The sequence below is a fragment of the Streptomyces sp. NBC_00370 genome (assembly GCF_036084755.1).
Classification (GTDB): Bacteria; Actinomycetota; Actinomycetes; order Streptomycetales; family Streptomycetaceae; genus Streptomyces.
This window is the reverse complement of sequence record NZ_CP107968.1, coordinates 4,042,866-4,056,353: the sequence shown is the minus strand read 5'-3', so window position 1 is coordinate 4,056,353 and position 13,488 is coordinate 4,042,866. Positions and strand designations below refer to the sequence as shown.

Annotated in this window: 11 protein-coding genes; 4 read left to right on the top strand and 7 right to left on the bottom strand. The window is 66.0% G+C overall.

The features are described from left to right. Positions 1–405: 405 nt before the first annotated feature. The 3 genes from OHS57_RS18060 (at position 406) to OHS57_RS18050 (ending at position 4,722) form a co-directional block, all read left to right on the top strand. Entirely contained in the window at positions 406–2,331 is a 1,926-nt protein-coding gene (locus tag OHS57_RS18060) for an AAA family ATPase (RefSeq protein WP_328582637.1), read from the top strand. 598 nt (positions 2,332–2,929) lie between these two features. Beyond that, the gene (locus tag OHS57_RS18055; protein WP_328582636.1) at positions 2,930–4,117 is read left to right on the top strand and encodes an AAA family ATPase; all 1,188 of its coding nucleotides are present in this window, start codon (positions 2,930–2,932) and stop codon (positions 4,115–4,117) included. Positions 4,118–4,119: 2 nt separating this feature from the next. Then, positions 4,120–4,722, top strand: a complete 603-nt coding sequence (locus tag OHS57_RS18050) for a hypothetical protein (RefSeq protein WP_328582635.1) — start codon at positions 4,120–4,122, stop codon at positions 4,720–4,722. 327 nt (positions 4,723–5,049) lie between these two features. Here OHS57_RS18050 and OHS57_RS18045 read toward each other — a convergent pair whose 3' ends face one another. The 5 genes from OHS57_RS18045 to OHS57_RS18025 form a co-directional block, all read right to left on the bottom strand. Further along, the gene (locus OHS57_RS18045; protein ID WP_328582634.1) at positions 5,050–5,379 is read right to left on the bottom strand and encodes a MazG-like family protein; all 330 of its coding nucleotides are present in this window, start codon (positions 5,377–5,379) and stop codon (positions 5,050–5,052) included. Positions 5,380–5,405: 26 nt separating this feature from the next. Beyond that, positions 5,406–6,728, bottom strand: coding sequence for a UDP-glucose dehydrogenase family protein (locus OHS57_RS18040; protein WP_328582633.1), 1,323 nt, complete (start codon positions 6,726–6,728; stop codon positions 5,406–5,408). A gap of 110 nt (positions 6,729–6,838) precedes the next feature. Beyond that, positions 6,839–8,071, bottom strand: a complete 1,233-nt coding sequence (locus OHS57_RS18035; RefSeq protein ID WP_328582632.1) for a hypothetical protein — start codon at positions 8,069–8,071, stop codon at positions 6,839–6,841. A gap of 301 nt (positions 8,072–8,372) precedes the next feature. After that, the gene (locus OHS57_RS18030; protein WP_328582631.1) at positions 8,373–8,819 is read right to left on the bottom strand and encodes a hypothetical protein; all 447 of its coding nucleotides are present in this window, start codon (positions 8,817–8,819) and stop codon (positions 8,373–8,375) included. Between the two features lie 55 nt (positions 8,820–8,874). Next, complete coding sequence (locus OHS57_RS18025; RefSeq protein ID WP_328582630.1) at positions 8,875–10,104, bottom strand: helix-turn-helix domain-containing protein; 1,230 nt, start codon at positions 10,102–10,104, stop codon at positions 8,875–8,877. 220 nt (positions 10,105–10,324) lie between these two features. On the opposite strand from OHS57_RS18025, the gene OHS57_RS18020 reads away from it, so the two are divergent. After that, positions 10,325–11,164, top strand: a complete 840-nt coding sequence (locus tag OHS57_RS18020) for a DUF1932 domain-containing protein (protein WP_328582629.1) — start codon at positions 10,325–10,327, stop codon at positions 11,162–11,164. A 20-nt stretch (positions 11,165–11,184) separates the two neighbouring features. Here the strand turns inward: OHS57_RS18020 and OHS57_RS18015 are convergent, their stop codons facing one another. Both OHS57_RS18015 and mobC read right to left on the bottom strand, forming a co-directional pair. Next, a complete protein-coding gene (locus OHS57_RS18015) occupies positions 11,185–12,885 on the bottom strand; it encodes a relaxase/mobilization nuclease domain-containing protein (protein ID WP_328582628.1) in 1,701 nt (566 codons plus the stop codon). Next, the gene (mobC, locus tag OHS57_RS18010; protein ID WP_328582627.1) at positions 12,882–13,406 is read right to left on the bottom strand and encodes a plasmid mobilization relaxosome protein MobC; all 525 of its coding nucleotides are present in this window, start codon (positions 13,404–13,406) and stop codon (positions 12,882–12,884) included. The genes OHS57_RS18015 and mobC overlap by 4 nt, the downstream gene beginning before the upstream one ends. Positions 13,407–13,488 lie beyond the last annotated feature (82 nt).

Below are 13,488 nucleotides of genomic sequence, written 5' to 3'. Positions count from 1 at the left end.
CGGCATCAACATGCCATCTGATCTGCGGAACAGGAAGATAGAACGCGGATCCGAGCGCCGTATCGGTGCCCGAGTCGACCGCTGTGTACCGGCGCTACTGGCACGTTATGGCACGGCCGCGGCCAGCGCGGGCCGTAGGGTCGCTCGGAGGGCGAGCAACGCCATGAGGACCGACGCTCCGCGACGGGCGGATGCCGTGCGACTGCAGCCCTATCCTTCCGAAGCCTGTCGGGGCACAGGCGGGTCACACGAAGTTACCGCGACCGTACATCGACGACGGCGTCCCAATCCGAAGAACCACTCATCTGAGTAAATTGGCTGATTGAGTGTCAGAGGCGGTGCTAGCGTCCACAAACGTCACACGGAGACTCAAAGTCCCCGTCCGCACCAAACGCCAGGACGACCGTGAAGATCAAGCGCGTGCGCATCGAGAACTTCTGCTGTCTGCACAAGGTGGACGTGACCTTCGAAGACATCACCTCCTTCATCGGGCCGACGGGAGTCGGCAAGTCCACGGTGCTGCGTGCGCTCGACTGGTTCTTCAACGGCGAGAAGGGTGTAGCCCTCAGCGACGACGACATCCACTCGGCAGCTGAGGATGGGCGCATCTCCGTGGAGGTGGAGTTCGACGGACTCACCGACCACGACCGCCAGACTCTCGGACGGTACGCGCCTGACGGCGCCGCGAGCGTGAGTATCTGGCGCACCTGGCACAACGGTGAGGACAAGATCACAGGCAAGGCGCTCGCATACGGGCCGTTCGAGGAGGTACGCAAGTGCGAGAAGGCCATGGAACTGCGTCGCGCGTATGACCAGTTGAGGGAGAGCGACACAAGCCTGGGGCTGTCGGCCGCCGGGACCAAGGACAAGGTCCTGGAGGCGATGCTTACGTGGGAGTTGGCCAACCGTGACCGTCTCACCGAGGCAGAGGTCGAGGACACTCACTTCTTCGGCTTCGCCGGGCAGAGCCGCCTCGCCCAGCTGATCGACTTCGTGTTCGTCTCCGCCGACCTGCGGGCGTACGAGGAGGCCGACGATCAGAAGGCGACTGCGCTCGGCCGTATCCTCGACCACGCTGTGGACCGCTCACAGGCAAACGAGCAGCTCGGCGAGATCGAGGAGAACGCTCATCTGGCCCGGCAGGAAGTGCACAGCAAGGTGTACGGCCCTCTGCTGGACGAGGTGTCTGCCGCGCTCTCGGCGGAGGTCGCCAAGTTCACCACCGGCCGTGAGGTGGTCGTGACCCCCACGGTGCAGGCTCCGAAGCCCGCCCGAACGACCTTCCGGGTGAGCATCCGGGACGGTGCTGCTCAAACCTCGGTGCACCGGCAAGGGCACGGCTTCCAGCGCGCCTTGATCATTGCCGCGCTGAAGTACTTGGCGGACCGAAGACGTTCGGCCGACGGAATTCGGACGTTGTGCCTAGCTATCGAGGAGCCCGAGCTCTTCCAGCACCCTCCTCAGGCGCGGACCTTCGCGAAGGTGCTCCGCGAACTGGTCGCCACCTCATCGCAGGGGTGCACTCAGGTCATGTACGCCACTCACAACCCGGTCTTCATCGATCCAAAGGGGTACCACCAGATTCGGCGCCTGCGCCGCGCTGCCGGTGAGGAGCATCCCGTCACCGAAGTGGTACAGGCCACGGAAGGGGACCTGTGCAGAGTCTTGGACGGGCTCGTCGACAAGAAGGTGATCAGGAGCAGGACCGAGGGCACGCTGAGCGGCGCGCTGGCGGAGGGCTTCTTCGCCCATGCCGTGGTCTTGGTCGAGGGGCGCGGGGACGCGGGAGTGATCACCGGTTGCGCTGACCGGTCGGGGATTAACCTCGGAGCGGAGGGCATCAGCGTCATCGAGGTTCACGGGAAGGACAACCTCATGATCTCCGACGCACTCTTCAGTGCCCTGGGTGTGTCCTGCTACGTCGTGTTCGACGGCGACGCCGGCATGGAGGAGCGCAAGCGGGCCTCGGTGCAACATCTCATCCCGCAGCAGCAGCGGCAGGAGAAGGAGCAGGAGTTCGAGCGCCAGGGAAGGAAGAACCGGAGCAAGAACGCGAATCTTCTGCAGTACCTCGGTGCGACGCCCAGTCCCCAGCCCGCCGACGACACGACCGGCCGCTACACCGTATTCGAGGACACCCTGGAGACCCACCTCGACCAGTACTGGCCTACCTGGGAGGAGCGCAGGCAGGAACTCGTTCGTGCCGGCGAGGGAGTCGACGGGAAGAATGCGGCAACGTACCTGGAGACGACCCGAACGGTCGCGACGGAGCCACCGTTCTTGCTGCACGCCTTGCTGGAGAACGTCCGGTCTCTGACCGGGCGACCGTAGCCGGCTAGTTCGACCGCCAGGCTTGTCAGGCAGGGAACGGCCTAGACAACAAACAAGGCCCGGGTCTTTGACCTGGGCCTTCGTCGTGGAGCGGGTGACGAGAAGCGAACTCGCGCTCTGAGCTTGGGAATCAACGGTCCTAGGGCAGCTGATAGGGCTCTGACATGCACTTTCCCGTGAGAAATCATGGAGCGCCATGGCCTCTGGAAGCTGCACCTGACCGCTGTTGTCCGCTCTGCTGGGCACGGATGGGGCACGGAGCTAGCGGTGCAGCGGGCCCAGGCCATGGGGAGTGCTGGGGTGGCCAGGGCAGGGGTCGATGCCGCTGACCGGGTGTGGGGCATCCCGCCGAGCAGTTGGTCTTCGGCGCCATCAGGATCGTGCCGAGCTTTGCGCCTCGGTTCCAGCGCCTATGGGTGCCGTTCGCTCATTCGGGGCGGACAGGTTTGTGCGCGGCTATGGCGAGCGACGGCCTTCGGTAGAAAAATGTGGGAAGGATGCCGCGAGTCATCAAGGTCGTTCACCCTGAACGTCTCGACGCCATAAGTAGAGGGCGATAGGCTATGGGTGGACGGAGTCATAAAAATAGGAGGATTCTGTGGGCGAGAGCGAAGAAGAGTCAATCCTAGAGCCGTTGGATCGCAAGAGCTTGCGTTTCACTAGTCTACAAGTTACGAATTGGAGAAACTTTACGAGCTTTTCGGTCGATCTCCAGCAGCGAATGTTTCTGGTTGGCCCTAACGCTGCAGGCAAATCTAATTTTCTGGATTGTTTTCGATTTCTTTCGGAAATTGTTTCTGTGGGAGGTGGTTTTGAAGCTGCAGTTACTCGTCGCGGGGGTGTCAGTATGATCAGGTCATTCGCTGCTCGAAGGTATCCTTCAATTTCGCTTCGAGTGACGCTCGGAAATGCCGCATCCCCCAACGAATGGATGTATGAACTTAAGTTCAAGCAGGACAATAATAGGCGCCCGATCATTGAGGCGGAGAATGTTCAATATCGAGGTAATGACGTGCTACGGCGCCCAGATGTTGGTGATCTTAAGGATTCGGAGAGACTGAAGCAGACGCATCTTGAGCAAGTTAATGTCAATCGAGAATTCAGAATGGTTTCTGAATTCTTTTCGAGTCTCCACTATTTGCATATCGTGCCGCAATTGGTTCGGGACCCTGATCGATCTGTAGGTAAGAGGAATGATCCGTTTGGAGGAGACTTTCTGGAGCAGATTGCGCGCACTCCTAAGCCGACGCGGGATGCGCGTTTGCGCAAGATTGTCGATTCCTTGCGAGTTGCAGTCCCGCAGCTAAAAGAGCTTGAGCTAACGGCTGACGTTCGAGGGGTTCCGCATTTGCGAGGAAAGTACCAGCATTGGCGGCCTCAGGGGGCGTGGCAGACGGAAGACCACTTCTCGGATGGCACTCTCAGGCTTCTGGGGCTTCTGTGGGCGGTGGCGGAGTCCAAGGGCCCGCTTCTACTGGAGGAGCCTGAACTATCCTTGCATCCTGAGGTGGTGCGCTATATTCCGCAGATGTTTGCCCGGGTTCAGAGGAAGTCAAGTCGGCAGATTTTGGTGAGTTCTCACTCACCTGAAATCCTGAATGACCCGGGCATTGGTTCAGATGAAGTATTGGCGCTTCTTCCTGAATCTGAAGGAACGGCAGTTTCTTCACTCGCGGAACATGGTGAACTCCAAGCGATGCGGGATGCCGGTGTTCCGCTAGGGGATATCTTGAAAGGGCTCACAGCTCCCGATGAAGCTGGTCAGCTCAGCTTTTTCGTGGGGTGAGCATGATCTCAATTACTGCTGTCGTGGAAGGCATGTCTGATGAAGGGGCTGTAAAATCCATTCTGAATGAATGCGGCTTCTCTGTCGGAATGTTCCAGGGGCGTAGTGGGTGCGCCGAGATCATCAAAAAACTTCCAGCGTACAATAATGCAGCAAAGTTCTCGCCCTGGTTTGTTTTGCTAGATCTGGACTCTGTCGACCTGTGCGTGGTTGACAAAGTCCAGAAATGGATGCCGCGACCCTCCGAATTAATGATATTTCGGGTCGCTGTGGCAGAACTTGAGTCCTGGTTGCTTGCCGACAGCGAGGCCATTGCTGATTTCCTGGGTGTGTCGCGAGCAAAGATTCCTTTCGATCCAGATGCTCTTGCTGATCCGAAGCAAGAACTCGTTAATCTGGCAAGGAGGTCACGGAAGCGAGATATTCGTGAGGGACTCGTTCCGCGTCCCAGAAGTGGAACTAGTGTCGGCCCTACGTACGTGTCCGACATCAGGGAATTTGGCCAGACTCGCTGGCGCCCACGGATCGCTGCACATAATTCGCCGAGTCTTCGCCGTTGTCTGAATCGCCTGGACGAACTGGCAGATCGGTTGAACAGCGGCTAAGTCGGCGGAGTGGGCTTGGCCAGTTTCCTGCCCGGTCATACCCGATGGGAGGGGGCTGAAGTCGTGGAGCCGACCGCCCTACATGCGCGGCTGGGTAGCCGGTGCGAGTGCCGCGTTGTGGAACGCCAGGGGCTGATTTCTCGGGGGCGCAGCGACCATCCGCGCGCCGCACGGCACGGGTTAGGCAGCCTCACGTGGGGTGGCCCACTCGAAAAAAGAAGGGCCCGGACGGATGCTCCGGGCCCTTCTGCTGCTACTGGCACTTGGCGCCTATGTACCGCCGCCCCGAGCCTTGGGTCGGCAGTTTGCGGTGCGCCCAGGAGGCCATCAGGCCGCAGCGTTGGCTTCCCTGCCCCTTCGCGTCCGGCGGTGGAGGATCTCGTCGAAGGTGGTGCGGACGCCCGTGGGGTCGATGTAGTGCATCGCCAGGAGGGCGGCGATGACGGCGCCGACCAGGTCGTTCTGGACCTCGGACCAGGTGTGGTCGTCGCCGCAGGTGGTGAGGCCCTTCAGGCCGTGGAGGGCGTGCATGGCCTCGCCGGCTTCCTCGGCGACCTTGCCGACCTGGAGGGCTTTGAGCTCCTCGTCGGGGAGGTGAGCGCCGGCCGCTCGGCAGACGGCGGAGAGCTTCTCGATGTTGTCCCACAGGGTGTCCACGTCGGACCTCCGATCGATGGGTTCGGTTATTCCTGTGCGGGGCGTCCGAGCTGGCGTACGGTCCATCCGGCCATGCGCCAGGCGTCGGCGTCGATGAGGTTGCGGAGGTCGACGAGGACCGGGGCCGCGACCAGTGGGGCGAGGGCTTTGGGGTCGGCCTCGCGGAAGTGGGGCCACTCGGTGGCCAGGACGATGAGTTCGGCGTCCTGAGCGGAGGCGTCGAGGGTGTCGGCGTAGTCGAGTTCGGGGTTACGGCGCAGCGCGGCGGATACGGCGTGCGGGTCGTGGACGGTGACCGTCGCGCCGCGCTGGTGCATCAGCGCGGCGATCGCCAGGGCTGGGGATTCGCGGACGTCGTTGGTGCCGGCCTTGAAGGAGGCGCCCCAGACGGTTACGCGTACGCCGTCCACCGGGCGGCCGAGGGTCTGCTCGATGAGCTTCAGCACGGCGGTGGGGCGTGATTCGTTGACCTCTTCCGCTGCGCGCAGCAGGGTCGCGGCCTCGGTGGCGCCCAAGGTGCGGGCGGAAGCGGTGAAGGCGCGGACGTCCTTGGGGAGGCAGCCGCCGCCGTAGCCGGGGCCGGCATTCAGGCCGCCGCGGCCGATGCGCGGGTCGACGCCGATGGCCTCGGTGAGTTGCTGGACGTCGGCACCCGCCGCGGCGCACATGTCGGCGACGCCGTTGATGAATGAGATCTTCATGCCGAGGTACGCGTTCGCGGCGCCCTTGATCAGCTCAGCGGTGGCCGGGTCGGTGACGAAGAGCGGGATGCCGTCGGCGAGGAGCGGTGCGTACACCTGGCGTACGACGTCTTCCGCGCGGGCCGAAGGGACGCCGACCACGATCCGGTCGGGTCGCAGGGTGTCGTCGATGGCGTGACCCTCGCGGAGGAACTCCGGGTTCCAGACGACCTCCACGTCCTCGCCGGCTGGAGAGAGGCGCGAGAGAAGTGCGCCGAGGTCGCGGGAGGTGCCGACGGTGACCGTTGACTTGCCGATGATCACCGTCGGGCGGGTCAGGTGCGGGGCCAGCGCACGAGCGGCGCCGAAGACCTGCCCGGTGTCGTAACTCCGCCCGTCGGCGTCGATCGGCGTGCCCACGGCCAGGAAGTGGACGTCGGCGAACTCGCCCGCCTCGGCGAGGCTGGTCGTGAACCGCAGCCGCCCGGACGCGGTGTGGGTGGCGAGGAGTTCCGGGAGGCCCTCCTCGTAGATCGGGCACTTGCCGGCGTTGAGGCGGTCGATCTTCGCCTGGTCCAGGTCCACGCCGATGACCTCGTGGCCGATCTCGGCCATGGCAGCGGCGTGGGGGATGCCCAGGTGACCACAGCCGATGACGGATACGCGCATGATGGGGTCGACGCTCCTTTCCTTGCCTCTCGCCCGCCCGGGGAATCCGGGTCGGTCGGGTGCGTCACGCTAGCGCCAACACCCGACGCGGCCCTCTTCGTGCAGGTGGATCAACCAGCTTGCTGCTTCAGCAGGTTGACGAAGGCGGGCAGCGCTTCGCCGGCGGTGGCCCGGCACACCAGGTCACCGTCCTGGGGCCCTTCCAGCGGGTACGGCATGAACTCGCCGTCGTGCCAGAAGCCCTCCGGGTCGAGGTAGACGACCTGCATGCCCCGCTCGCGGGCGCGAGCCTGCACCTTGCGTCGGTCGGCATGCAGACCAACGACGAGGAGGGTCTTGGCGCCATCGACCCATTCGACATCGGGCACGGCCTGGTCGTACCGGCGCATGAAGCACTCTTCGAGCCCGGCACGGGCGGCCAAGACATCGAAGTTGTTGGTGATGACCGGCCCCACGAGGTGGCCGGCGTCCTTCAGCTCTTTGAGCGCCAACATGGCAGCGGTGGGCTTGGCGAGGAAGCATGCGCGGAACATCTCAACGAACTCCGCCGCCTTCTCCTCCGGCTCGGTCAGTACCTCGTGGAGGAGCGTGTCGGCCGTCGGCGAGAGCGTGAAGCGGTGCTCGCGCGGTTCGTGCCCCTGGCGGTCGGTGACCCGGTAGATCTCGTGGAGCCGGTGCAGGGGCGGGATGCCCGCCTCCACCGACGTACCGCAGCCGATCTCCACCTGAAATGGTCGCAGGTTCGTCAGCACGGACAGGTCCGGGATGCGCGTCGGCGTGCCTGGGCGGTCTTTGCGCCGAATGCCGGCGGACAGCACGTTCCACGGGAGTTGCCTGACCGCGGGTGGAGGGGCATAGGCCACTGATGCGATCTGCACGTCCAGACTCTGGTAGCCACGGGGCAGCGTGCGGCCGACAGCTGCGTCCTGAGGGTGGACGTCGTGTTCGGTGATGCGGCACTTCAGGTCCCGGCGGGTCCATAAGAAGCCGCCAGGTGCTTCTCTCCAACCGCCAGCGGCGAGCGAGTCCATGAGCGCGTCATGGTGGGCGTCGATCTCGTCGGCCGGGGCGGACGTGGAGTGGTAGAGGTACAGGTCGGTCAAGCCGATGGCCGGTGCCGCTGTGGTGGGCACCAGGCCGTACCGGTAGCGGTAGTGAATGATCCGCCGCCGGGCGTCGTCGGAGGTCGCCCAGCCGGACTGGCCGGCGGTGTCCTTCTCCTGAGTGCGGCGCCAGATGCCCTCTTCGATGTAGCGGGGGCGGTCGGCGTCACCGAAGTATGTGTTCCAGACTCGCTGTTGCTCGGGGACGAGCTGGTCGATGACGATGTACGGGATGTCCACGATTCCTCCCTGAAAAATCACGCGTGGATGTTCCAGATGGCTGACGGGGTGCGGCCGAGCGGCAGACGGATCGCTCTGGAGCCGGTGCGGCATCAGCGGTCGGAAGGCGGGCTCTCGACCGCTGCGACGGCAGAGGGTCGGTGGCCGGCGCCGTCGAGAAGCGGAGTGGCCTGCTCGTGCAGTGCCCAGGCCGGACCGACCAGGCCGACGACGGCCAGGAACACGAGCGCGAGCCGGTCCCCGCCGTCGGGCCGTGGGGGGATGAATGCGGCGCTTCGTGCGTGCCGGTGTCGAGCCCCGGTCACGGGGTGCCGCCGAGAGCGCGTTCGTGCGCATCCAGGAGGCGGCTGGTCTGCGCGTACAGTCGCTCCAGCTCCGCCGTGGTGAGGATGAGTGCGCCGTCGAGGGTCGAGCCGTCGTCGAAGTGGAACTCGACGGGGACCGACCCCTGTCGGGCCCTCCGGTCGTAGACCGCGTCCCGGCCGGCCAGCAGCGTGGCGTGCGTGGCCTTCGCCGGCACGGGCCTGAGCGTCGTCCCGTCGGCGGGCGCGGACCACTGCGTTCCGCCTCCGGGCGGGCGCAAGTGGTAGGTCGTGGCGGAGCCCTCACCGGGGAGGGCGACCACGACCCCGACACGACCCTGGCGGGCGCTGTCGGTGGCGAGGTCGCCGAGCCGTGGAACGAAGGGGGATGCCGTACCTAACTCGACTCCCTGCGACGGGAGGTGGGGAAAGGCTTGTCGCGTCATGCTCTGAAGTTAGGGACACGACGACCCTCGAATATGAGCCGGAGGAATACGACCCCTATCCGTCCAGGTGGAAGCGGTCGGACATGCGCCGCAACTTCTCTCGCGTCACTGCTCGTTCCGCGTAGACGATGCTGCGCAGCGTCGAACGGGCGATGGGGTGGTTCCGTACGAGCTGGGGCGCGATCCGCTCGGCAGCCTCCAACTCGGCCAGGGCCTTTATGCGGTTTCCGTCCCACAGCCAGGCGCGCGCGACATCCATGTGGTGGTGCCCCTGGCGGGAGTTGGGCAGTGACCCGACCAGGTCTGGGCTGGTGCGGCGGTTTATCTCAAGGGCCTTGCCCTGCTTGCCCATTTCCAGAGCCACGCTGATGGCGTGGATCTGCACGTTCCCGGCGGAGAAGGTCAGCGAATGCCGGTCGTACACCGGCGCTCCGACGTACGCGTCCATGCGTTCGGCAGCAGCTTTCGCGTGACCGATCCGGTCCTCGGCCTCCGAGGCGCGGCCGGCTCGGGCGGCGGAGACCGCAGCTCGCAGTTGCAGTGTGCCCCAGGCTCTTACGGCCAGGGGTTCGCCACGGTCGTACTCCTGCTCCACCGAGGTGATCGCCTTGTCCGAGAGCGTCAGGGCGTCGGTCCAGTCCGCTGTCGCCCACATGTCCCAGACCCGCATCCAGTCGGCGACGGCGGGCAACACGGGGTCCCCCGACAGCCTGGCCGACCACGCGGCCCGCTCGCACGCCATGGCGACCAGTTCGGGATGCCCGAGGGCGTGGGCGGCGGTGTGCGCGAACTTGCAGCACACGGCGTAGACGGCGTACGCCTCCTCCCGCTCGTGCCCCTCCGACTCCTCGGCCAGGGCACGCGCCTCGCGGAACAGGTCGGGGAGAACCCGAAGAATCGCCACGTTGGAAGCGGTGTCCCGCAGGCGGTGCAGCCGGGTCACCTCACGCCACAGCTGCGATGAGGGTCGCGGAGTCCCATTGAAGACGGGGACGAGGTCGTAGCGGCGCAGTTCGCGCAGAATCGATGAGGCGGCGACCTGCCACTGGTTGTCGTCGGGGGAGTTGCTGTACGGGCGCCCGATCAGGTCGTTCGGATGGACGTGCAGCTCGGCGGCCACCTGGTTGAGGAGCCCGACCCGGTCCAGCTCGATCAGGCCACGTTCCATCTTCGACACCCAGCCCTGCGACTTCCCCAGGGCCGTTGCCAGGTCGGCCTGCGGCATGCCCAGCCGCAGCCTCGCCCTGCGAGCGCGCTTGCCGATCTCCTCGGCTTCCTCCAGCATCTGGACACCTCCCGGCCGCCGGACGTTCCGGCGCGACCGCCGGTCTGTCCGTACAGAGTTCGTCTTCTGCACGGTACCCATGACGCGGCCTCCGCGTGAGAGAGAACTCTTGCCGTACCGGCGACCGGTCGCTCGTCCGAAGCAGGCGCCGAGTCCTCCGCTGTGCTGCACTACGGCAGGGGATCATGAGACCCACTCATCACATTCCGCCGGAGGCCCAGTGACTGTCGTGACCGTCTTGCACCCTGGTGCCATGGGCGCGGCGGTCAGCGCCGAGCTGGTCGACGGCGGCCACGAGGTGCTGTGGGTGCCGAAGGAGCGCAGCGCGGAGACGCGGCGCCGTGCGAGGGACGCCCACGCCACAGCCTGTGACTCGCTTGCGGAAGCTCTGTCCCGTAGCGCGGTTATTCTCTCGGTCTGCCCACCGCAGGCAGCAGAGGACGTGGCCGCGGCCGTAGCTGCGCACGCTTTCGACGGGGTGTACGTCGATAGCAACGCCATCAGCCCTCAGCGCGTACAGCGGATCGCCGAGGGAATCCGCCCCGGCTCCGCAGTCGTCGACGGTGCCGTCTTCGGTCAGCCGCCGGGGGAGGGGCGTACGGCGCGGTTCTATGTCGCAGGGTCCGGCTCCGCCGTTGACCTGGTCGCGTCGTTGTTCACGGACACGGCCCTGCATGTGTGCCGGGTCGGTGACATGGTCGGTTCCGCTTCCGCTCTGAAGATGGCCTTCGCCGGTTACCAGAAGGCCGCTCGTACGCTCGCCGGCGTCGCGCACGCGCTCGCCGACGCCCATGGGGTCGGCGAGCAGCTGACGGCCGAAGCGGAGGTCATGGTCTCCGCGATTCTCTCCGATCCGGAGTACCTGCCGAGCGTGGCAGCTCGGGCCTGGCGGTGGGCACCCGAGATGGAGGAGGTCGCCGATGCGCTTCGTGCGGCTGACCTGCCCACGGACTTGGCGGAGGCCACCGCTAGCGTGCTCACCCTCTGGGAGAAGGACAAGGGCCAGTACGACTTGCCGGTTGCGCATGTCCTCTCCCAGCTCCGGTCAGAGAGGATCTGATCTCCTCATGTCGAGGGCGGTCACCTCCGCCAAGAGCGCGACGTGGGAGCGGTGTGCGGGGCCGCTGTCACGGGGGTCGGCGGAGGAATGGAGCGCAGAACGGTGCTGCGAGCTTGTGCCGCCAGAGCTCGCTGACTGGGAGCGGGCCTCTGCGAGAGTCGATGCACACGCCAGGCCAGGGTCCTGGCCGGAGACCGGGCGTCGTCGAGAGCGCGCTCGTCCGCTGCCTGCTGCAACAGGCGTTTGGGGTCGTGGCCCGTAGCCTCTGCATCGGCCATCGCGGTGATGAGTGCCTGCGCGGCAGGATCGGCGAGGACCTGGTCGGCATGGGCAGGGGCAGCCTGGCGGATGAGCCGGGCGTATTGGTCCGCAAGATTCTGGGGCGGGCGTTGGCCGAGGCCCAGTAGAGGCGTGGCTGCCGAGTGGTCGTAGGCGGCCTGGAGGTGAAGCAGGCTCTTGTGGGCTGCGGCGACCTGTTGCTCATGCTGTCGTCGGTCGTGCCAGCGTGCGGCGGCGATGACGACGAGGAGCGCGGCGTCGAGAAACATCGCCAAGGCGGCTCCGTCCTTCGGTGCCGGCTCGCGGAGCATCGCCTTGACCGCGCCGCGTAGTGCACGAGCGTGGTGGTGCTCGGCGCGAACGCGCGAACGGGTCGCCCGCTCGAACGCTGAGGCTGCCGAGCGAAGTTCGGTACGAATGGACGGCGGCGCGGTGAGAGCTACGGCGTCGAGCGCTTCGCCGAAGGCGGCCAGGTGGGCCTGGGCGGCCTCGGCGTCCGGCTGGTCGAGGTGGTGGGGGATGCGCTCGGTGGCTGCGGTGGCTTGATGCCATGCGTGCGGACCGAGACGCTCCTCGACGGCGGATGCTGGAACCTCCACTGCGGCGAGACGGCTCTGAATCTTCGGGAGGGAGAGGTCCGGCGCCAGGGTGGAACCGGAGAACCACACCGGCTCGGCTTTGGCATTCCGGTCGTTCTCCAAGGCGACCTTGTAGCCGCGTGGTTCTCCCGACGGGAAGTGCAAGACCTCGATGAGCACCCCCTTGGTGCGGGTGAGTAGAACCAGGAACTCGTCGGTGTCGGTGGCGGCAGCCGCCGCTGTGCGGACCATGGTGCGCAGGCGCTCGCGGGCAGCCTTGGCCTGCCCGTTTCGCAGGGCCATCTCCTGTTCGGCGCGGTGAGGCCGTTTGGCGGCCGTGCGGTCGCCGCGGATGACCTGCTGCAGCCCGTATTCCTTCTCGATGGACACGAGTTCGCGGTCGGCGGTGAGGTAGTCGTTCCAGTGACGCGCGGGGCGCAAGTCGCCTCGGACCTTCGTGGCGGCGATGTGGATGTGATCGGGCGCATGGCGTACGGCGATCCAGCGGCAGCCGTCTGGGTCGTCCGCCGGTGCGACGCCGGTGGCCGCGACAACGCGGCGGGCGATGTCCGCCCACTCTGCGTCGTCCAGGATGCGGTCGCCGGGTGCCGCGCGGAGGGAGCAGTGCCACATGTGTTGCTTCGGGGCGCGGCCCAGTCGGGCAGCTTGCTTGACGCGTAGGTCGAGGTCCTCGACGAGCTGCTGCCTGGCCGCCGCTATGTCGTCGGCGCGGCCGGGGTCGGGGGCGTAGCCGTCCCAGGAGGCGACGAGGTGGGGATCGGTGTGTTCGTTGGCGCGGCCGGGGCCGTAGAGGTAGCGGATGAGGCCGGCGGTGCTGCTGCCGCTGCTGATCTTCGCGATCATCGGGAGCCCTTGTTGGCCATGGCCTGGTTGGTGGCTGCCGCGATGTGGCGGACGGCGGCGCCGACCGTGTCGAAGGTGCGGTCTGCCTCTGCGAGGAGCGTGGTGTCCCCAGGGTGTGGGCGGTCGCCTGAGTTGAGTTTCTTGGCGATCTGGTTGATGTTGTGGCCCACCTTGGCGACCTCGGCACGCAGGGCCGTGAGTTCGTCGATGTAGTCGTCGAGCGCGGTGCGTTGGCCGGGCAGGGCCAGGTCTCCGTCGATGTGGGCCATGACGACGGCACCGACGTAGTGGGCGCCCGCGATGTTCAGCGACCGGGCCTTGGCCATGATCTCGGCCTTCTCGTCGGTGCTGTAGCGGACGTCGACGCGTTCCTTGCGCTGGGATTCTTCGCGTCGGCGGCGGCGCGCGACACGGTGGAGTGCGGCGGCTTCGGCGGCACGCGGCGGCGGAACAGCGGCGACACCGGTGTCGCCGGGGTGTTCCTGCTCGGACGCCCCCCGGTGCCCGAGTTCCTCCGCCACCCCCGGGGCGGAGGATTCCCCGTTGGACCGGCCCCTGGACGGTCCAACGGGATACCTTGCTCCGCCTTTTGCCGGGGTCTGG

Bases quoted from the DNA above. Each gene is read 5' to 3' on its own strand.
- OHS57_RS18050 (WP_328582635.1), top strand. From the start codon at position 4,120: ATGATCTCAATTACTGCTGTCGTGGAAGGCATGTCTGATGAAGGGGCT.
- OHS57_RS18040 (WP_328582633.1), bottom strand. From the start codon at position 6,728: ATGCGCGTATCCGTCATCGGCTGTGGTCACCTGGGCATCCCCCACGCC.
- OHS57_RS18030 (WP_328582631.1), bottom strand. From the start codon at position 8,819: ATGACGCGACAAGCCTTTCCCCACCTCCCGTCGCAGGGAGTCGAGTTA.
- OHS57_RS18025 (WP_328582630.1), bottom strand. From the start codon at position 10,104: ATGCTGGAGGAAGCCGAGGAGATCGGCAAGCGCGCTCGCAGGGCGAGG.
- OHS57_RS18015 (WP_328582628.1), bottom strand. From the start codon at position 12,885: ATGATCGCGAAGATCAGCAGCGGCAGCAGCACCGCCGGCCTCATCCGC.